The 20,174-nt window shown below is 45.3% G+C and carries 18 protein-coding genes, 1 tRNA gene and 1 pseudogene; 8 read left to right on the plus strand and 12 right to left on the minus strand.

Features of this window, described 5'->3' with window-relative positions:
• The first annotated feature begins 139 nt into the window (after positions 1–139).
• The 7 genes and pseudogenes from AS194_RS01690 to AS194_RS13600 all read left to right on the plus strand — a co-directional run.
• Positions 140–1,843, plus strand: coding sequence for a phosphoethanolamine transferase (locus tag AS194_RS01690; RefSeq protein WP_058023756.1), 1,704 nt, complete (start codon positions 140–142; stop codon positions 1,841–1,843).
• Positions 1,844–1,899: 56 nt separating this feature from the next.
• Positions 1,900–2,601, plus strand: coding sequence for a response regulator transcription factor (locus tag AS194_RS01695; RefSeq protein ID WP_058023757.1), 702 nt, complete (start codon positions 1,900–1,902; stop codon positions 2,599–2,601).
• Between the two features lie 77 nt (positions 2,602–2,678).
• Positions 2,679–4,025, plus strand: coding sequence for a sensor histidine kinase (locus AS194_RS01700; RefSeq protein WP_058023785.1), 1,347 nt, complete (start codon positions 2,679–2,681; stop codon positions 4,023–4,025).
• A 239-nt stretch (positions 4,026–4,264) separates the two neighbouring features.
• Positions 4,265–4,735, plus strand: a complete 471-nt coding sequence (locus AS194_RS01705) for a diacylglycerol kinase (RefSeq protein ID WP_083499570.1) — start codon at positions 4,265–4,267, stop codon at positions 4,733–4,735.
• A gap of 92 nt (positions 4,736–4,827) precedes the next feature.
• Positions 4,828–5,622, plus strand: a complete 795-nt coding sequence (locus AS194_RS01710) for a PAP2 family lipid A phosphatase (RefSeq protein WP_058023758.1) — start codon at positions 4,828–4,830, stop codon at positions 5,620–5,622.
• Positions 5,623–5,726: 104 nt separating this feature from the next.
• The gene (locus AS194_RS13445) at positions 5,727–6,140 is read left to right on the plus strand and encodes a hypothetical protein (RefSeq protein ID WP_227511555.1); all 414 of its coding nucleotides are present in this window, start codon (positions 5,727–5,729) and stop codon (positions 6,138–6,140) included.
• Between the two features lie 165 nt (positions 6,141–6,305).
• Positions 6,306–6,611 (plus strand): annotated as a pseudogene (locus tag AS194_RS13600) (c-type cytochrome); the annotation flags it as partial.
• 46 nt (positions 6,612–6,657) lie between these two features.
• On the opposite strand, the gene AS194_RS01725 reads toward AS194_RS13600, so the two are convergent.
• The 12 genes from AS194_RS01725 to AS194_RS01780 all read right to left on the minus strand — a co-directional run bounded on the left by AS194_RS01725 (position 6,658) and on the right by AS194_RS01780 (position 19,425).
• The gene (locus tag AS194_RS01725) at positions 6,658–7,071 is read right to left on the minus strand and encodes a PaaI family thioesterase (RefSeq protein WP_058023760.1); all 414 of its coding nucleotides are present in this window, start codon (positions 7,069–7,071) and stop codon (positions 6,658–6,660) included.
• A 67-nt stretch (positions 7,072–7,138) separates the two neighbouring features.
• Positions 7,139–7,681 carry a DUF3124 domain-containing protein gene (locus tag AS194_RS01730; protein ID WP_058023761.1) on the minus strand — a complete coding sequence of 181 codons (543 nt, stop codon included), beginning with the start codon at positions 7,679–7,681 and terminating at the stop codon, positions 7,139–7,141.
• 43 nt (positions 7,682–7,724) lie between these two features.
• The gene (locus AS194_RS01735) at positions 7,725–8,426 is read right to left on the minus strand and encodes a potassium channel family protein (protein WP_058023762.1); all 702 of its coding nucleotides are present in this window, start codon (positions 8,424–8,426) and stop codon (positions 7,725–7,727) included.
• A gap of 78 nt (positions 8,427–8,504) precedes the next feature.
• Positions 8,505–10,265, minus strand: coding sequence for a TrkH family potassium uptake protein (locus tag AS194_RS01740; RefSeq protein ID WP_058023763.1), 1,761 nt, complete (start codon positions 10,263–10,265; stop codon positions 8,505–8,507).
• Positions 10,266–10,467: 202 nt separating this feature from the next.
• Positions 10,468–11,406, minus strand: a complete 939-nt coding sequence (locus AS194_RS01745) for a DMT family transporter (protein WP_058023764.1) — start codon at positions 11,404–11,406, stop codon at positions 10,468–10,470.
• Between the two features lie 25 nt (positions 11,407–11,431).
• Positions 11,432–11,854 carry a hypothetical protein gene (locus AS194_RS01750; protein ID WP_058023765.1) on the minus strand — a complete coding sequence of 141 codons (423 nt, stop codon included), beginning with the start codon at positions 11,852–11,854 and terminating at the stop codon, positions 11,432–11,434.
• A 158-nt stretch (positions 11,855–12,012) separates the two neighbouring features.
• A complete protein-coding gene (locus AS194_RS01755; protein WP_058023766.1) occupies positions 12,013–12,501 on the minus strand; it encodes a M48 family metallopeptidase in 489 nt (162 codons plus the stop codon).
• Between the two features lie 233 nt (positions 12,502–12,734).
• Positions 12,735–14,780: a choline BCCT transporter BetT gene (betT, locus tag AS194_RS01760; RefSeq protein WP_058023767.1), complete on the minus strand. Its 2,046-nt coding sequence runs from the start codon at positions 14,778–14,780 to the stop codon at positions 12,735–12,737.
• A gap of 291 nt (positions 14,781–15,071) precedes the next feature.
• Positions 15,072–16,772 carry a choline dehydrogenase gene (gene betA, locus AS194_RS01765; protein WP_058023768.1) on the minus strand — a complete coding sequence of 567 codons (1,701 nt, stop codon included), beginning with the start codon at positions 16,770–16,772 and terminating at the stop codon, positions 15,072–15,074.
• 104 nt (positions 16,773–16,876) lie between these two features.
• Positions 16,877–18,379: a betaine-aldehyde dehydrogenase gene (betB, locus tag AS194_RS01770; protein WP_058023769.1), complete on the minus strand. Its 1,503-nt coding sequence runs from the start codon at positions 18,377–18,379 to the stop codon at positions 16,877–16,879.
• A 106-nt stretch (positions 18,380–18,485) separates the two neighbouring features.
• Positions 18,486–19,079 (minus strand): TetR/AcrR family transcriptional regulator, encoded by a 594-nt coding sequence (locus tag AS194_RS01775; protein ID WP_058023770.1) that lies wholly within the window; start codon positions 19,077–19,079, stop codon positions 18,486–18,488.
• Between the two features lies 1 nt (position 19,080).
• A complete protein-coding gene (locus AS194_RS01780; protein WP_058023771.1) occupies positions 19,081–19,425 on the minus strand; it encodes a DMT family transporter in 345 nt (114 codons plus the stop codon).
• Positions 19,426–19,917: 492 nt separating this feature from the next.
• Between AS194_RS01780 and AS194_RS01785 the strand changes: the two genes are divergently transcribed.
• Positions 19,918–19,993: transfer RNA gene (locus AS194_RS01785), tRNA-Asn, on the plus strand.
• The last annotated feature ends 181 nt before the right edge of the window (positions 19,994–20,174 follow it).

The raw sequence follows: 20,174 nt of genomic DNA on the forward strand, positions 1-20,174 counted from the left end.
AAATTTTCTATAAACCACTCAATACCTCGCAAACTAGTATTAGCATCAGCATCAAAACTGCCACCTTAACATCTTCTTAACAGCGCACTTGTTATGGTAAGGAATGACGTTTCCTACCATTCTGTTGAGAAGTATTTATATGTCCATATCTCAAGCCGCCAAAATCGATGCGCCTAAAGCCAATAAAAAAAACAGCTATCTGAGTAAGCTCTACGATCATGAGGTAAATCTCAGTTATCTTATTATCATTGTTGCCTTATATTTGGTGGCGACTGCCAATATTGGCTTTTTTGAGCAGGTGCTAGATGTCTATCCATTTAGCAAAAACGTCGGCTTTATACTGTCTATTACTGGCTTGTTGTTTGGACTGATGTGGCTGGTATTACAGCTGCTTTGCTATCGTCCGATTGCCAAACCAATATTGATTGCGCTACTGATCACTGCTGCCATCTGTGGTTATTTTACCGATGCTTACGGGACGATATTTGACAGCAACATGCTGATCAATAGTCTGGAGACCGATCAAGCAGAGGCGATGGGATTGTTTGCCCCTAGCATGGTCATTCAGGTGCTGTTACTGGGCGTGTTACCGGCATTTATTATTAGCAAAATTCGTCTAAAGCGCTTTACTTGGCAACGCAGCATTCTACAAAAGACAGCCACCTTGATATTGTCTATCGCAGTCATCGCGGCGTGTCTCTTACCCTTTGGTGACCAGTACGCCAGCTTCTTTCGTCAGCATAAAGAGGTGCGCTCATATGCCAACCCAATCACGCCTATTTACTCTACCATCAAACTTGGCGAAAACTATGTCAATGAGCTGGGCCATCCTGATAGTTTCACCCTACATGCGACAGATGCAAAGCGCGTCGCTCCTACCAGTAGCACTACAAACAGCAGCACTGCAAAACCCAAGCTCATGGTGTTCGTCGTTGGCGAAACGGCTCGCGCTGATCACTTTGGTTTAAACGGCTATACACGCAATACCACGCCACTACTCTCAAAGCAATCAAACCTTTATAGTTTTAAAGATGCCGTCTCTTGTGGCACTTCGACTGCCTACTCAGTGCCCTGCATGTTCAGTTATGCAAATCGGGAAAATTATGATATCGATACCGCCAAGTACAATGAAAACGTACTCGATACGCTCAGCAAGCAAGGGGTCAATGTCGTGTGGCGAGACAACAACTCTAGCTCTAAAGGTGTGGCTGATCGTGTCACTTTTGAGGACTACAAAACGGCTGATACCAATCCGAACTGCGATGTTGAATGCCGAGATATTGGTATGCTTGATGGTTTTGATAAACTGGTTAAGTCAGGCAGCTCACCGAAAGAGACGCCTAAAGACACGCTTATTTTGTTACACCAAATGGGCAACCATGGCCCCGCCTATTACCAGCGCTATCCTAAAGAATTTGAAACGTACAAACCTGTCTGTATGACCAATGAGCTGTCGAAATGTGATACTCAGTCTGTGATCAATGGCTATGACAATGCGATTCTGTACACCGACTACTTTTTGGATAACGTGATCGATACCCTAAAAACTTACGAACAAGATTATGATGTAGTCATGGTTTATATGAGCGATCATGGCGAGAGTCTTGGTGAAAATAATATTTACTTGCATGGTCTGCCCTATAAGTTTGCCCCGGATACTCAAAAGCACGTGCCCGCAGTCATTTGGTCACCGGATAGTAATAACATCGATGCGGACAGTCTCTCTAGTATGAGCAGTCAGCCGGTGTCACATGATTTTATTACGCCGACGTTGCTGAGCTTTTTTGGCATCACGACTGATGCGGTCAAAGGCGCGCCAACCTTTTTTAAAGTAAATAACTAAATCCATTTTTATATTGCTCCATCTTTTAGGTAGCTACTATTTTGTAGGTCAACACCATGTATAAGATACTCGTTATTGAAGACAACCCCGATATCGTGGCCAATATTTATGCGTTTTTTGAGCCAAAAGGCTTTGAGCTGGACAACGCACATAATGGCTACAGTGGGCTCACACTCGCCTCAAGCAATCATTATGACGTGATATTGCTCGATGTGATGCTACCAGGTATGGACGGCACCAAGCTGTGTAAGAAACTCAGAGAAGAATTGCATGACAAAACGCCTGTCCTCATGCTCACTGCTCGCGATACGATTTTGGATAAAGTGGCAGGCTTTGATAGCGGTGCTGATGATTATTTGGTCAAGCCATTTTCGTTGATTGAGCTAGAGTGCCGTATCAAAGCACTCATACGTCGCACCGAGGACGAACATTTTGTACACAGTATCGCTGTGGGCGCGCTATCGCTAAATAATAGTGAGCATACTATTATGCGCGAAGGAAAGTCGATTAAGCTCACCCCAACTGGATTTAAGATATTACATATCCTAATGAGTGCCGCACCGCGAGTCGTCAGCAAGACAAAACTTGAAGAAAAGGTTTGGGGTCTAGATATACCGAGCAGTGATGCGCTACGTACTCATATGCATAGCGTGCGGGCGCAGGTCGACAAGCCTTTTGACAAAACCATGATAGTGACAGTGCCTGGTGTGGGTTATCAAATTATCGATCCCAATAAATCAGAAGACGCGGTAGTATGACTGAGAGAGCAGTACCTCATACAGTCTACTATCACGCACTATATCAATTACCTCCTTTGATTAAGCATCTCCATATTATGTTCAATATAGACTCGATAGCCAATAAGTTTCGATTATCCTACTTTATATTCGCGCTGTTGCTATGCGGGGCTTTTGTCAGTATTTTTCTATACGCGGAGAGCAGAATAGAACAAGAGTTGGTTAAGGGTCGGCTGTTGCAGCAGCTTGATATCAGCCAAGAAAAGTACGGCGATCGCTCTATCTATACTGCCGACCCAGGCATCAAGATCTATCGCTACGATAGTGCCCCTACCAACCTGCAAACAACAGCAACAGCAACGGTGCAAGAGAAGTCTGTCACTATAGACGGTGAGTCTGGCAAAACCCACGGCAACCTTCATTTTTTCGCCTATCAACAAGGCAATCAGACTTACATTTTGACGTACTTGGAAGGGGTTGAGATGGTGATGAGCCACTACCCTGTACTAGAAATCTTCGAAAATTTAGAAGATATCTTTGCAGATACACTAAGAGTGGCGGTCATTTTGAGTTTGCTTATTGCCGCCATATTCTCTCATTTGTCCTCCAAACAAATCATCAAGCCTTTACTCGATTTAAAAAAAGCCGTCGAAACGGATCATAGCAACCTAACGGAACTCACGCACTTGCCCTCTGAGGTGGGCGTATTGGCGCGAGCTATCGATGAAAAAAACCATAAACTTGAGCAGTATCTAAAGCGCGAGCAACTGTTTACTGGTGATGTCAGCCATGAGCTGCGCACGCCCTTAACCATCATCATGGGTGCCTTTGAAGTGCTGGCCTCGCAATTACCAGCAGACAGTCATCTGAACGAGTTTACCAATCGGATTGGCACTACCGCCCGTGAGACCTCTGAGATTATCACCGCCCTGCTCTTACTTTCGCGCGCCCCTGAAAAGCTAGATGCACCGCAAACTTCTATCAATAGCATTGCCTTAGCCGAGGTGCAGCGATTGACCTATTTGCTGCGCTATAAAACGGTCACGTGTCAAATAGTCGCTGAGCAAGAATATAGCGCCTATGTGCGTCCTGAGCTATTAAAAATGGCACTCGGCAATTTGATAAAAAATGCGTTTCAGTATACCGATGATGGCGAAGTCACCATCACTATCGATGACGAAAAAATCATGGTAACTGATACTGGTCTTGGTATTCCTGAGGCGATGATGCCGCTGCTGTATGAGCGCTTTGAGCGCCTAACTCATGACTATCAAGACGAGGGTACAGGCACAGCCTTGTCACCAGAAAATGATATCAATCACAAGGTTGAAGGCTCAGGATTGGGACTGAGTATCGTACAACGCATCATGTCTCATATGGGCTGGCAGCTGACCCATCAAGCCAATCCGTCTGGCGGCAGCACTTTTATTATTTATTATAAATAACCGTACTTCGCTTACTATCACCACAATTTCTATTTAACCGTTGCCCACTGAACTGGCGGGCAATGCCATTTGTGCCATTTGTCCGAATCATTCTTTATTCTCATTCCTGCTTACGCTCTTAACGTTTTCTTAATCTCGCTCGTCTTATACTTAGGCTATATCGACTTTGCTTGACTGTTTTTTTGGTCACGCAAAACCGAAAGCGCATCTTGATATTAATAGATCATTAAGAATTCTATATGAATAAAATTACTCCTATTAATCTTGAAGACGAGTCAGCCAAGCATTGCTCTATCAAGCAGGCAGCACATCACAGTGCGCTCACGCCTGATAGTTTTGCAGAAAGCGCAAAAGGTAAAACGGGCTTTTACCGAATTATAAAAGCTGCTGGCTATTCAATGGACGGATTTAAGGCAGCATACAAATTTGAGGCGGCTTTTCGACAAGTCGTGTGGCTCAATGTTGTCCTGCTTGCCGCTGTCATTATGATGCCTTTTACGCTTGGTATAAAAATGATGCTAGTGCTCGCGTCTTTTTTATCTTTAATTGTTGAGCTGATTAACACGGGTATCGAAGCTTGCGTCGACCACACATCAACCGCCAAGCATCCAATCGCAAAAATCGCAAAAGATGTTGGCTCGGCGGCGCAGTTCGTGTCGTTATGTCTATTAACAATTTTATGGCTCATGGCGTTGTCTGTCTTTTTATGAAGACATCTATCACAGGCACTGATCAATAATCACGCTAGAAGCTATCCTATTTATTATACGTTCTTACTTACTATACATTGCCAGAGGTATCCATGACTTTAGAAAACCACTCAATGGCTTGGGACTGGCTAAAATTACTGTGTTTGACCATCCTCGCTACGTTGATGTTTGAACATAGTCAGTTAGACATACGCATCAGTGAGCTTTTTTATAGCCATGGACACTGGCTACTAGAAAAAGGCGCGCAGCCTTATGCGTTTATCTTTTATGATTTGCCCAAAGCCCTACTGATCCTACTGGCGGTCTACCTCATAGCAGTGTTAATTATAAAATATAGACAGCCTTTGCCCGACCTTGCCTCACAGCATCGCCGTAAATTCGATAAATTTCTGCTTCCTTTACCAATTCGGGAGATCGGCTATCTACTGCTGGTATTAGCGATTGTACCGGCTACCATTGCCACATTAAAAGGCGTCACCCATGTGAGCTGCCCGAATGACTTGGTAATTTTTGGCGGTGAGTTGCCTTATCTCAATCTGTGGCAAAACATGGTTGCCGCAACGCCTGCCAGATGCTTCCCAGCGGCTCACGCCAGCGCAGGATTCTCCTTATATGGATTGGCTTTTTTGCCAACACTCAAAAAGCACCGTTATCAAATACTAAAAATAGTCACGCTCTTAGGCTGGAGCATGGGGCTGTATAAGATGCTATTTGGCGATCATTTTTTTAGTCATACTTTGGTCTCGATGCTGCTATCACTGACGATAGCGTGTGCGCTTGCGACGCTATTCTTTAAAGATTCGATAAAGGCAAAAGCCAAAAGCGCCAGTAAAAAACATGCCGACACAGCCACTAGCTTGCTTGGTACTGAAACCTCAAGCACTTAGAATGATAGTTATCACGTTGCGTTATTTTGCTAGGCACGACTGGCGAATTGCAGGCATATTGGGATGAGGGATTAGGGATGATTTATCAGCACTATAAGGACGTTATGAAACCACTTTGTGCCGTTATGCCAGCATTGACATTGATATTTGGACTTAGCGTACTCTCTACCGCTGCGATGGCAGAGACGGTCAGTTTGCCAATGGACACTTTGCCTAACAGAATAACCCTACCAAATGTCAGCCCAGTCAATAGTGCGCTTGCCAACCGCGGCGCTTATGTGGCGCGCAGCGCCGACTGTATGGCCTGCCACCGTGAAGACTTAGTGGCGGCGTGCCGATTGATACGCCGATTGGCAATATCTACTCGACCAATATCACACCATCGACGCGCTATGGTATTGGCAACTATACTGAGGCCGATTTTAAAAAAGCCTTTTTTAAAAAAGCCTTACGCAAAGGTCGGGCGCCAAATCATCAGATTTATCCTGCGATGCCTTACCCGTCCTATCATGGCCTGACAGATGACGATGTCAGAGCCTTGTTTGCTTATTTTCAGACCGTCCCTATCGTAGACAAACCCCCTGAAAAAAACCACACACCTGCCTTTCCCGTTGAATATCCGTAGCTTAATGCTGGCATGGAATGTCATCAATGTGCCTTCTACCGAAAACCGCGCAGGACTCAAAAAACTCTATGACGACTCTTGTGCAGGTTGCCATATGCAAAAAGGTGACGGTGCATACGGCGCTGGCTACTATCCACCGCTGGCTAACAACGGTAAAATGCAATTGAAGTACTATATCATTAGTGTGTTAATAAATGGTCTGCGCGGGATGCCATCGTTTCATAGCATGATGAATGATGCGCAAATAGCAGCCGTCACACAGTACGTGCATAGCGATTTAAATAACTTCACTGACACGGTTACGACTGCTAATGTCGCGCAATTACGCCATGATTTACCACCAAGTTCAGACCCGAGCGAGTAGAAGACGCTCGCTATCTTATAACGTACCCAAGCGCTTACATAGCGTTTTAGATACGCTTGGGCGGTACAGAATAGGTGCCGACGACATGAGCCACGACATCGTCTGAGCCTTCTGAATACAGAGATACCTCGCCCACTATCAAGGCTCGCCCTACTTTGAGTAAGGTGCATTCAGCGATAATACGTGCATCTGCTGATGGTTTACGCAAAAAATTGATAGTCAGACTCGTCGTCACTGTCAATGGCACGATACCGATTTTCCCAAGTATCGCAACATAGATGGCGACGTCAGCGACGGCCATCATGACAGGTCCTGACACTGTGCCACCAGGACGTAGCTCATCGATGCCAATCTCGTGTGATAAAGTCGCACCATTTTCACTGACTGCTTCGACGATACATTTGGTTTGTGGAAACTCTAACGCCATAAAGGCGCTGATTTCTTCTTTAGTTGCAGACATAACGCTTCCTTGAATTGAATTAAATTAAACTTTCCTTGTTATTTATTACTTCACTGAATACATTCCTTTAATGTATTACTGGCGTACCTTCTGTACTAAAGGCAAATCCTTTATTACTAAAATTCCCAATCATGACCGCTTCGATAACTGGTCTGACGGTTTCATCGACACCTTCGACCTCGATAATGAAGTTAGCACCCGACCCGCCTTTATCTTCTTCTTTTTCGACGATGTAGTTGAGCGTGGCCATCGCTGATAGCTCGATGGGTTTGCTTAGATACGACTTTACCAGTGCCCCATCCGTATCATAATAATCAATTTTATTAATATACAGTGATTTTTTCAGCGTGGTATTGCGCACACTCAGCGTCGCTGACAGTAGTACTTTGCGATTGTCTCTATCGGTATAGATATCAGAGTAAATCGGTACATAAAAGGTTTCTTTATAGCTGAACTGACTGCGATCTACATCGGAGGTCACCTCTAACGCTTCAATCGGATCTTGTTGATTCTCGGACAAGGTGACGTTTGGATCTTGCGCAGACGGATCACAGCCTGACAGCAACACGATAACAGCGAACAATAGAACGGATATACTACGCTTATTCATAAACTTCCCCTGTCCCTTTTCATGTCACTGCGATTGCAAGCTGTTATTTGATTTTCACACCCACGCTACGTAAGAAATGGTTGATGTGTTTGTTTGCGCCATAAATGACCAATACATCACGGTCTTGCAATATTTGTTCAGGCGTGGCCAGACCTTGCACGCTAGGTTTGGTCTGGGTACGACCAAAGCTGTCTTCATAATACTCATAGCGCAAGGTACTAAGCAATCGGATATTGAATTTTTGCTCCAACCGCAACTCCTCAACCGTCTTGCCGATCAACACATTTGGAATCTTGATTTCTACCATACTAAAGTTATCGCTTAACTCAAACGAATCAACAAAATGGCTTAGTGACAGTCGTTTGGCCCAGCGATTGGCTGCTTCTTTTTCAGGGTAAATAATGTCATCGACACCAATGGCCTGCAAAACTTTTTTATGCAGCGGATTGATGCTACGGCTGATCAAACGTTTTGCTTTTAGGGTTTTAAACAGCGCCGTTGCCATCACGTTGGCGCCTTGATCCTCTCCAATAGCGACAATGACGGTGTCGGTATCGACAATCGGTAATCCGCTCACGGTATACTCATCCGTGGCATCCATACAGAGCGTATGAGAAATGACCTCCTTATAGGCTTCTACTCGTTGCATGCTGCTGTCAATGGCAATCACTTCGTGACCTTGGCGGGTCAATGCTGCTCCCAGTGACGCCCCAAAATTCCCCAACCCTACGATGATGTATTTCATAACTTTTATGACCTTTTTTAGTGTCTTTTACTCTATGTTTCCCTGTTTTTGCACATAAAACCGTCTATTTATCACAAGTTAGTTAATCGTGATTTCCTCAGTCGGATAGCGATAATTGCGTTGGCGCATGTTTTTGAGTAGCGCAATAAATATCGTCAGCATACTGACCCGTCCAACAAACATGATGACCGAAACCACGACTTTACTAAAATCCGATAAGTCTGCTGTCAGGTTTAAACTTAGCCCAACCGTGCTATAAGCTGAGAAACATTCAAATACCACTTTGATCAAATCAAGCTCTGGCTGATCATAACTAATCAGCGTCACACCCGTACCGATGACCAATAATGACAACCACATAATAGAGAACGCGCGGCGGACTGAAATCTCCGCAATCTGACGCTTGAAGACTTCTATCTTTGTTTGCCCACGGGCTAGACTCAGTGTATTTAATAGCGCAATCGCAAAGGTACTGGTCTTGATACCACCACCCGTTGAGTTGGGCGACGCCCCAATCCACATCAAAAATATCGTTAGCATGACCGTTGGAAAAGTCAGTTCACCCATATCAATGACATTGAACCCTGCGGTTCGCGGCGTGGCAGCCGTAAAAAACCCTGTGATAAGCTTACCGAAAAAGCTGGTATGGTCAGCGAGTACATTATTGTATTCAAATACCATCACCCCAACCAGACCAGTCAACAATAACGCCCCAGTCGTAATCAAGGTAATACGGCTGTTGATATTCAGCAACCAAGGCTGATAAATATAGTGCCGGTCATTGCGATAGATCAGCTGCTCAATGCGATGACGCAGATAGCGCAGTACATTGACCACAATGGTGAAGCCCATACCGCCAAAGATAAAGGTCATCGCAATGATAAGCTGCAATGGATAATTAAAACGTAGCGAATCGTCATACATGCCAGCACTAATGGTCGAAAACCCAGCATTACAAAAAGCGGATATCGCATGAAAGACCGAAAAAAACAATTGCTCAGACCAGTTCATATCAGGCATATCATAAATGCTGATATAAATGAGTGCCGCCGCCACCGCCTCAACGGCGAATGTCACGTATAAAATAGACTTAAGTGTCGACACCACATTACCCATGCCGCGCATATAAGACATCTCGCTAATACTCGCTTGCGTCTCGTAACTGACGCCACCCTTAAAGAAGTAACTAAAGTACGTCACGAACGTCAAAATACCTAGGCCGCCGATTTGTATCAGTCCCATAATAATGACTTGGCCAAACGTTGTAAAATAGGTTGCCGTATCCACCACAATAAGCCCAGTCACACAAACGGCACTAGTCGCGGTAAAGAGTGCATCAATAAAGGACAGCGGCTGCGTTGTCGCATTGGGCATCATTAGGAGCAAAGCACCAACCAGCACAACGGCTAAGAAACTTAAAATAAAAAACTGTGCAGGATGCAAAAAGGTGCGATTGAGATTGAAATTATGATCAGAGAGTTCACGGATAAAGGTGACAAACACGGCGATCTTTATCGCGACAAAACCATCAACGGCGGCGTCCAATCCAGAACGCACCAAATCAGTGAAATGCGCGGTAAGTAAAATGACAATCGCGATACTGGTAAAAGCATCAAAAATAGCAACTTTATTGAGCGTTCGCGGTTTGTTTGTGTAGAGATAACGGCCAACCGTCACCACAAAGCTGAGCAAAATAACGACCAAGTAAAAAATATGAAACACTTGTTGGAGCCAAATGGGCAGCGTAAAGCCACTATCCAACAAGGCAATAGCTACCCCGATGACACTAATCAGAATCGTAACATTATTCAATAATCGATAATATGCGGCTGCATTCATAGCTTGAACCCATGACAACAATAACCACGATACTTATACTCCTTTTTTGCCCTATTCACAAAAACTGATTTGAGAGAATCGTAACCAATTATTGAATCAATATAGATCCTAAGAGTCATTCAGATGAGATATCAAATACTTGCAATATCATACAATACTGACTGACGTACTGACTCCTTTTTCCCACTTGCTAAGCTGTCTCTCATTCTTCTTTTGTTATTATGGTCGCCATTTTTACACCGCCCCATGTCACCAGTATCACACCAACAGCTATCAAAGATGCTCCCAAAAACAACCCCTCAGGTGGACGCTCTCCCTGCAAAAATATCGCAATCGGTACACCAACGACAGCCCCAACCGCCCCTAGTAAACTGAGCAATACAGGCCCACCTGTTTTTTGCAAAAGAAATAATAAGAAAAACTGACCAGCAAACACCCACGCTTGTACGGCTATCAATCCTAGCGGCAACCAAGCATCCAAAGGTATCGCGACAGAAAAATCAGAGAGCGCACTAAACAAACCTAGCAGCAATGCCGCCGCCACCAACATACCGGGTGCAAGCGCACTAGAGGAGGCATTATCAGGCCAGCGTAACGTCCGATATATATTGCCAATGGCGAGTAGCACTGGGCCACACAGTGCGACTAAGATCCAGAAGACACTAGACTCTGGTGCAGAAAGCTTATGAATAGCCAACACCCCTGCGCCAAGAAGCGCCGCCACTACGCCAAGCGCACGAATGAGATAAAAACGCTCCATACGTAGCATCAGTGCGCCAAGATACGTTAGCAGTGGGGGTAAGCAAATAATGAGGGCAACAAACCCTGCCCCAACATGAGGAATGGCCGAAAATAACAGTAAGTTAGCAGCCGCCACGCTAACAAAGGCGGCGACGACATAATACTCGATACTACGGGCACTAATAGGCGGTATCTCTTGTTTGATAAGAGCAACGATTAGTAAAATAATGGCCGCGCCAGTGATCGACCAAAACAAAAACGCGAGTGGTGTTAGACCGATATTGACAGCATATTTTGCCAAGTTGGTCGAGATACCAGTAAGCGCACCCCCTGCTAATAGGCAAGCAACAGGCACTAGCCACGTGTTTTTGTGAGTATTTTTATTGAGTAAGTCATTCATCCATTATCCTATTGGACAAGGTCGATCATTCAGTCACCAGTTTCGCAAACAGCTCATCTATCTCAACCTTAAATTCTTTGTCTTCGATTTTGTTGGCTGCAACTTTGGCATTTTGTAGATGTTGGATAGCCGCTTCAGTCTGACCCGTCTCAAGCTGTAGCACCGCCATAGAAAAAGCGATTGAGGCCATGTGATCTTTTGAGTTGATCGCTGTGGCTTTGACCAATGCCTTATCATAGATCACCAAAGCCTCATCCAAATCTTCTGTGAAATCAGCAAGTGTCTCCCACTGCTCGGGATGGTCTTTATCGGTGTTTTCATTGTCGGTACAAATGGCGTTTAATTCTGCATAAAGCGCATCAAATTTTGCTTGATCGCCGCGACGATCGGCCTCTAGCAGCTCTTCGGCTAAGGTGTAAATGGCTTTATATATTTTAGTATTGATCATTTTTTTCTCTATTTTTCGTGAGATAACAAAAAATTTTGTCTCAATTTATGATTTGGCAGTTAAATTTTTAGTACAGGCAAGCTTAGCACGGTTAGCGATAACGTTGAGCGTTTTCAGACGGTGGCAAAGAGATGTTTTGACTTTATATTGCTGTCCAATCATTGCTCTTGCCAGTGCAACCATAAACGCATATCTAATTCGAGCTGATGATACTCAGGTTCCATATGACAACACAGTTGATAAAACGCCTTGTTATGATCATGTTCTTTAAAATGCGCCAGCTCATGTACCACAATCATCCGTAAAAACTCTGGCGGTGCGTCTTTGAATAGACTGGCAACCGTGATACTGTTATGGGATTTAAGCTTGCTGCCTTGCACGCGAGACTGGGTAGTATGGATACCTAGCGCATGCTTTAGTACTTTTAACTTACTGCTATAGCTGACGCTTGATAGCGGGCCAATCTTGCGCATGTATTGGTTTTTTATCTCATTGACATAGTGATAAAGCGCCTTATCACTTTGCACTTGGTGCTGGGTGGGATATTTTTTATCCAAATACTCACCCATCCGACCGTCGCTTATCATTTGCGCCGCTTGCGTTTGAATCTGCTCTGAGTAATGCGCTATGTATTTTAATCTGCTCACAACGATATCCTTTGTCTATGTGTTAAAAGCTGTCCGCTTGTTTGATGGATTTTACCTTATATTGGCTATATGTTATCTCTAGCTTGTTCTACTTCCCATTTACCTTATTTGCCACAAAAAAACCCCATAAGCGGTAGTCAACTTATGGGGTCATTGCTTATAACACTTTCTTATAAAGACGGTCACTTATCGGCTATCGTACATATAGATTGATAGCGCGATGGTCTAGGCCATTAACGCTCTAGATGCAGATACTGCAAATGACGCTCGTACTGATTTAAGATATCGACCAATACCTGCTCTTTGGTATAACCGACCAAGTCATACTCTTGCGAGCCTTCACTTAAGAACACCTCAGCACGATAATAATGCTCTGCCTGCTTGTTTGATGTATTCAATGTAAAGTTAGGACGTTCAGCTTTGATCAAGTTAACTTCATAAACAAAGTCATCTTCATCACCATGACCGACGCGCAGTTTTAGACCGTCGACCTGACCACTGTCTTGGCCCATGCCTGCATCGATATCTTCACCGATACTGGCAAGATTATGCGCATCTAAAGAGGTTTTGAGACCGCCTGCTTTGAACTCTTTTTCGACCTCAGTCATCGCTGGCATCACCACCGTTTTTAAGAACTTTTCAACCTGTGCGTGTCCTGGGAAGCTAACAATACGCTGCAAACGTGCTCTCCAGCCTTTGCCGCTGTCGAGCACATTGGCAGTACCAATCGTGCTGGCTTTGCGCTTATTGCCCTCTTCTTTTAGTGACTTCCACATGGACATCATGTAGAGCACTAAAATCAAAGAGAATGGCAAACCTGCAATGACCGAAACCGATTGTAATGAGGCAAAACCGCCCGCAAACAATAATCCTAGTGTGATAAGACCTGTTGCCGCCGCCCAAAACAAACGCAACCAAACCGGTGCATCCGTGTCATTAGTCATGCCTTTTGAGCTTAGGTTGGCAAGTACCAACGCGCCCGAGTCCGCAGAGGTGACAAAGAACACCAGACCAATGATCACACCTGCAAATGACAGCACTTCGCTATAGGGGAAATATTCAAATAGCGCAAACATACCCATGGCGGCATCATTGACGGCAGTTTCACCAAGCGCCGTTGCGCCATTGGCGACCAGATCTATCGCAGTGTTACCAAAGATAGAGAACCATGCAAAAATAAAGCCCAATGGAATGAACATCACGCCAAAGACAAATTCACGTAGCGTACGGCCACGGCTGATACGCGCGATAAACAGACCAACAAACGGTGCCCAAGCAACCCACCATGCCCAGAAAAATATCGTCCAACCTGATTTCCAGTCGGCACCGGCAGTACCGTCATAGGCATAAACATCAAAGGTTTTATAGATAATGGTTTGGAAATATTGACCAATATTTTGCGTAAAGGTGTTTAATAAATAGACCGTATTACCCATCACGAGGATGGCAAGCAATAGCAATATTGACGACAACATATTGAATTCAGACAGACGACGTACGCCTTTTTCAACACCCGTCATCGCAGAGACAGCGGCAGCGACGACCACACCGACAATGATCAGCGCCTGAACCATTTTGCTAGATTCAATACCAAAGACATGGGTCAAGCCAGCATTGGCTTGTAGCACCCCAATACCCAAACTGGTCGCAATACCCATCAACGTACAGACAACACCGAAAGTATCAATCCCATCACCTAGCCAGCCTTTGATCAGGCGTTCACCAAATATTGGCGTGAGCGGTGAGCGTAGCGCAAGTGGCATGTTTTTGCGGTAAGCAAAGTAAGCCAGTGCCATACCAATCAGCGCATAAATACCCCAGCCATGCAGACCCCAATGCAAAAAAGTCTGAGCAAGCGCTTGACGCATGGCCTCGGCGCTCGCAGGCTCTAGGCCAGTATGCGGCGTTAAATAATGCATCAATGGCTCTGACGCACCAAAAAAAAGCAGATCAATACCGATACCCGCTGAAAACAGCATGGCTGCCCACGCTAAAAACGGAAACTGCGCTTTTTCGTGGTCTTGACCCAGCTTAATATCGCCATATTTAGAAAAACCGACAAACAAAGCAAAAATACTATAAGCGGCAACCACTAGCATGTAATACCAACCAAACTTATCTGATACCCACGCCATACTTGCACCAAGTAAGGTCTCACTATAATCTGGAAAAGCAATGGTCCAGATGATCAATAAAATAGAAATAATAGCCGAACCTAAAAACACAGTTTTGTTTAGGCTCAACGGTTTCGTCACCTCTTTTGATGGCGAACTGTACATAAAAGACCTCAAATAAGTAAATTAAACAGTGTCCGATATTGCTTTGTCCGGCATAGTATTATGACTTTTGACCACATAACGTATACTTAACCGCATGACGCACAAAGCAGTACCAATGAATAAAAGCGAATAAAATGATAAACAGCGCTGATCGTAACGACTTGCATCACTCCAATACATCAGCGCTGATAAAAAAGGCCTTTACGTGAAAGGCCATTACTTTGAAGTTATCTTATATCGTTATTTATTCAGCAGCGCATCTCGCCCTGCCTACCTGACCAGCTGCTTAGCTTACACCGTTGAGAGATAATCGCGCATTGGCTCAGCGCGTAGCGGCGCTCCATTGGCCACATAATAATCTGCCGTAGAGCGCGGCAATTGTACGCCTTTCATTTTATCAACGATTTTTTCGGCCAGCATGATGGTGGTGGCGTTGAGATTACCACTAATGATATTTGGCATAATAGATGCATCGACGACTCGCAAGCCATCAATACCATGTACCAGCCCTTGACCATTGACGACCGAATCATTATCTTCGCCCATCGCACAGGTACATGAGGGATGGTAAGCCGTCTCGCCATGCTCGCGCACATAGTCATCTAGCTGCTGATCGGTCACCAAGTCTTCGGTGGGTGAGATGGCAGCACCGCGATAAGGGTCCAGCGCAGGTTGATGCATAATCTCGCGCGTGATACGCATCGCCGCGCGGAACTCCTGCCAATCTTGCTCATGTGACATATAGTTAAATAAAATACTTGGATGCGCACTGGGGTCTTTTGAGGTCAGCTTGACGCGACCACGACTTGGAGAACGCAATGAACCGACATGGGCTTGAAAACTGTGCGAATCACTGGCACTACGGCCATCGTAACGCACGGCAAGCGGTAAGAAATGATACTGGATATTTGGGTGAGTGAATGCCTCATCCGTACGGATAAAACCGCCACCTTCAAACTGATTAGAAGCCCCAAGGCCTGTACCATTGAACAACCACTCCGCACCAATGGCAGGTTTATTCCACCATTTATTGGCAGACGCAATCGAGACTGGCAGCTTACATTCGTACTGCATATACAGCTCTAAATGATCCTGCAAGTTATTGCCCACACCCGGTAAATCTAGTATTTCTGTCACGCCAGCGTCTTTTAGCCACTGACCAGGGCCGATACCTGAGCGCTGCAACAGCTGCGGTGAGGCAATCGCACCAGACGACACTACCACTTCACGAGATGCGTAAAACTTTTTGGTCTGGCCCTCGTGCTCGACCTTGACCCCGACGGCACGCTTGCCATCAAATAAGATCACATCGGTGAGCGCCCCTGTCAAAATCGTGATATTGTCACGCGGCTTGGCGCGATCTAGATAGCCTCGAGCCGTAGATGCGCGGCGACCATTAGGCGTCACAAAACGATCCATCGGACCAAAACCTTCTTGCTGATAGCCGTTCAAATCTTCGGTACGCGGATAGCCTGCTTGTACCCCAGCTTCAATCATAGCTTGGAACAGTGGATTCACCCCTGGTTTTGAGGTGGTCATCTCGACAGGACCGCCCGCACCGTGGTAGTCATTTTCGCCCACATCGCGGTTTTCTGACTTTTTAAAATACGGTAGGCAATCTAAATACGTCCAATCTTCTAGACCTTTTATCTTTGCCCAATCATCATAATCGAGCGCATTGCCGCGGATGTAGCACATACCGTTGATAAGCGATGAGCCGCCAAGCCCTTTACCGCGACCACAGTCCATGACACGGTTGTTCATATATGGTTCAGGATCTGTCTTGTAGCCCCAGTTATAAGTCGTACCTTGCAGCGGCATCGCAAGCGCCGCTGGCATTTGGGTACGAAAATCCAATCGATAATCTGGACGACCTGCCTCTAGTAATAACACGTTGATATCGGCATCTTCGGTCAAACGCGTGGCCAGCACATTACCTGCTGACCCTGCACCAACAATAATATAATCGTACTCAGGGGTGGTTGATGTCATAACATGCTCCATAATATGGAAAAATATAAATCACTTGGTAGCAGCAAGGTCAAATGCACAGCGTCATCAGGCCCAAACTGCGCTCACTTTCTCAATACCACTCGTTAAAAGACCGATTCAAACGCACCCAATTCTACTTGGATAGATTTGGTCTGAGTATAATGCTCAAGCGCCTCGATACCATTTTCACGGCCAACGCCTGAGTGCTTGTAGCCACCCACTGGCATCTGTGCCGCTGACTCACCCCACGTGTTCAACCAGCAAATACCCGCTTCGATCTGAGCAATGACGCGATGCGCACGCTTTAAATCAGTCGTCACCACTCCAGCTGCTAAGCCATAATCGGTGTCGTTGGCGCGGCGAATGACTTCATCTTCGCTCTCATAGGTCAGTATTGACATCACTGGACCAAAGATTTCCTCACGGACGATGGTCATATCATCGCTGCAATCTGTAAATACCGTCGGCTCAACAAAGGCACCGTTTGCAAGCTCGTCTGTCGTGACACGTGCGCCGCCCGTTAGTAAACGTGCGCCGCCCTTTTTGCCTTGTTCGATATAGCCAAGTACGCGCTCCATATGCGGGAAGCTGACCAATGGACCCATGTTGATGTTCTCATCCATCGGATCGCCCAATTTAATACGCTCAACACGCGTTAAGATGGCTTGTTCGAATTTGGCTTGTAGCGACTTAGGGACAAATACGCGCGTGCCGTTGGTACATACCTGACCGGTACTATAAAAATTCGCCATCATAGCGATATCAGCCGCGGTATCAATATCAGCATCATCAAATATGATCAATGGTGACTTACCGCCAAGCTCTAAGGTCACATCTTTTAGCGATGAGCTTGCCGCGCTCGACATGACCTTTTTACCCGTCGGCACACCACCAGTGAATGATACCTTGGCGATATCTGGATGATTGGTCAGTGCTTGGCCTACTTCGTAGTTGCCTTGCACGACATTGAACACACCATCTGGCAGTCCCGCTTCTGTCAGGATTTCTGCCAGTCTTAAGGCAGTCAACGGCGTGACTTCTGATGGTTTAAAGATCATCGCATTACCAGCAGCCAATGCAGGCGCGGCTTTCCACATCGCAATCTGAATCGGATAGTTCCATGCGCCAATACCTGCGACCACACCCAGCGGCTCGCGGCGAGTATAGACAAAGCTCGTGTCACGCAGTGGAATCTGACGACCTTCAATCATGGGTGCAAGTCCTGCATAGTACTCAACCACATCAGCACCCGTGACGATATCGACATACTTTGTCTCAGAGTAGGCTTTGCCCGTGTCTTTGGTCTCAAGTAATGCGAGCACATCGTTGCGCGCGCGTAATATCTCAACAGCTTTTGAGAGAATACGACCACGCTCAACGGTGGTCATCGCCGCCCAGATTTTTTGACCTTTATGAGCCGCTTTGACCGCATCATCAATCTGCTCATTGGTGGTTTGCTGAATGGTTGCCAGCACTTCACCTGTCGCTGGATTGATATCTTCAAAAGTGGCGAGCGTGTCATCGACCGCTAAGTAGCGACCATTAATATAGGCAGTTTGCACTTGTTCTAAATCGATAATGTCTGTCAAATTGTTGATATCTGTCATAAATACTCCTTGGGACGATTGATAAAAGCGGCAATAAAACACCCTTTTACCAAATCATATCGTCATTGTTAAAATTCTAAAGTTGGATGGTTAGCAATCCAGATATTTATTGACCCGAACGATTGTCAAAGTCAGGTTGCGTCATTTTTATCAATCGATCATGTAGCGATTTTTTATCTGATATGTTGATACCTGAAAAGTCGGAGAGCCAAATTCCATCAGCGACCAGACGAGCCATACATAGGGTTTCAGTATCGTCAGTGGCGGCATGTTTTTCTAACTGCGTGTTGGCCCATTTGGCCCACAGCTCACGTAGCTCACTATCACCTAGCATCAATACATATAAGGTGGCTTGGTTGTCGTATTCTTCTTGCGCTTTTTCGCCCAGACTGATGGTGGCATCGATATAAGCACGGGTAAAAGCGCCATGACTCACAGGATCTTTTGCCATAGCGGCCTCGACTTCTGCCTCAAATTTCGCCATTGCATCATCGAACACTTCAAGCACAAGGGCATTTTTTGTTGCAAAATGATGCATCACACCGCCCTTTGTCACGCCTGCCGCATCAGCGACTGCCTGAAACGTCACTTTAGATAGCCCTTGCTCAAGCGTGATCCGTGCTGCTTGATCGAGCAGAGCACGGCGAACCACTTCTGGCTGTTTTTTACGCTTATAAGGATTTTCTATTTCTACACTCATATCAATGCACCACAGAATTAGACAATAAATTCATTACAACGACACCGCCAACGATCATGGCAATGCCAACCACTGCTGCCGTATCAAGGGTTTGCTTAAATAGCACCAAGCCTGCAAGCGATGTGAGCACAATGCCCAACCCGCCCCATAACGCATAAGCAATGCCTAGCGGTATCACCTTGAGTGTCTGTGCCAATAAATAAAATGAGAGCGCATACAGCGCCCCCATCATCAGCGTCGGCCCTAAACGGGTAAACTGCTCTGATTTCACCAAAAATGTCGTCCCTACCACCTCACATATAATGGCAATGGTTAGGTAACCGTAGGCAATCGTAGTAGGACTCATCTTTTGCGCACCGCCTTTATTTAAACAACTGCTAATAAAACATAGCAAAGAAACCACATGGTCGGTATTTTATAGAGTTCTGTTACCAATGTGAAGGGCTGTCTTGCAACTTTATTGTGTCAAAGCATGTAGTAATGGCTTTTATTTCAAGATAGAACTGTTTTTATTACCTGCTTTGTCTTACGATCTAAATACTCGCGTGCGCTTTTTGCGCATTCTTCTACGTAACGTCTTTTATTTTTATAAGTGTACGTATCATTGTGAGCAAATCGGCCTATTTACGCCCCTATTAAACGAGCAGAGGCGCTGAAACGTCCTATCTGATAAGGGATAAACGCCTATTTCTACTAATTGCGATAATATTTATAATTTATCTCAGAATAAGGTTGACAGCCTTTAACGACTTGGCTAAAATGTGCCCCACATAACGCGAACAAGCCAAGTAATGACTGTTTTATAAAGCTTGAAACACTTGCAGTTATGACAGCTTATTCTCCAATAGCTCAGTTGGTAGAGCAACGGACTGTTAATCCGTGTGTCCCTGGTTCGAGCCCAGGTTGGAGAGCCATATACTAAAAACCTTCATCACTATTTGATGAAGGTTTTTTTTATTGTTGCCGTTTTCATATTGACTGATCATAATATTCGCATGGCAGCTGTGTTCTTTTTAGCATTTTTGTTGTATGGTAAGATTAGTTTTGATTGGGTTCGTTTTTGTTTGAGTGTTTTACCCCTACTCACTAAAAATA

It is taken from the genome of Psychrobacter piscatorii (assembly GCF_001444505.1).
GTDB classification, from domain to species: domain Bacteria; phylum Pseudomonadota; class Gammaproteobacteria; order Pseudomonadales; family Moraxellaceae; genus Psychrobacter; species Psychrobacter piscatorii_B.

Bases quoted from the DNA above. Each gene is read 5' to 3' on its own strand.
- AS194_RS01690 (WP_058023756.1), top strand. From the start codon at position 140: ATGTCCATATCTCAAGCCGCCAAAATCGATGCGCCTAAAGCCAATAAA.
- AS194_RS01695 (WP_058023757.1), top strand. From the start codon at position 1,900: ATGTATAAGATACTCGTTATTGAAGACAACCCCGATATCGTGGCCAAT.
- AS194_RS01700 (WP_058023785.1), top strand. From the start codon at position 2,679: ATGTTCAATATAGACTCGATAGCCAATAAGTTTCGATTATCCTACTTT.
- AS194_RS01705 (WP_083499570.1), top strand. From the start codon at position 4,265: ATGAATAAAATTACTCCTATTAATCTTGAAGACGAGTCAGCCAAGCAT.
- AS194_RS01710 (WP_058023758.1), top strand. From the start codon at position 4,828: ATGACTTTAGAAAACCACTCAATGGCTTGGGACTGGCTAAAATTACTG.
- AS194_RS13445 (WP_227511555.1), top strand. From the start codon at position 5,727: ATGAAACCACTTTGTGCCGTTATGCCAGCATTGACATTGATATTTGGA.
- AS194_RS01725 (WP_058023760.1), bottom strand. From the start codon at position 7,071: ATGTCTGCAACTAAAGAAGAAATCAGCGCCTTTATGGCGTTAGAGTTT.
- AS194_RS01730 (WP_058023761.1), bottom strand. From the start codon at position 7,681: ATGAATAAGCGTAGTATATCCGTTCTATTGTTCGCTGTTATCGTGTTG.
- AS194_RS01735 (WP_058023762.1), bottom strand. From the start codon at position 8,426: ATGAAATACATCATCGTAGGGTTGGGGAATTTTGGGGCGTCACTGGGA.
- AS194_RS01740 (WP_058023763.1), bottom strand. From the start codon at position 10,265: ATGAATGCAGCCGCATATTATCGATTATTGAATAATGTTACGATTCTG.
- AS194_RS01745 (WP_058023764.1), bottom strand. From the start codon at position 11,406: ATGAATGACTTACTCAATAAAAATACTCACAAAAACACGTGGCTAGTG.
- AS194_RS01750 (WP_058023765.1), bottom strand. From the start codon at position 11,854: ATGATCAATACTAAAATATATAAAGCCATTTACACCTTAGCCGAAGAG.
- betT (WP_058023767.1), bottom strand. From the start codon at position 14,780: ATGTACAGTTCGCCATCAAAAGAGGTGACGAAACCGTTGAGCCTAAAC.
- betA (WP_058023768.1), bottom strand. From the start codon at position 16,772: ATGACATCAACCACCCCTGAGTACGATTATATTATTGTTGGTGCAGGG.
- betB (WP_058023769.1), bottom strand. From the start codon at position 18,379: ATGACAGATATCAACAATTTGACAGACATTATCGATTTAGAACAAGTG.
- AS194_RS01775 (WP_058023770.1), bottom strand. From the start codon at position 19,079: ATGAGTGTAGAAATAGAAAATCCTTATAAGCGTAAAAAACAGCCAGAA.
- AS194_RS01780 (WP_058023771.1), bottom strand. From the start codon at position 19,425: ATGAGTCCTACTACGATTGCCTACGGTTACCTAACCATTGCCATTATA.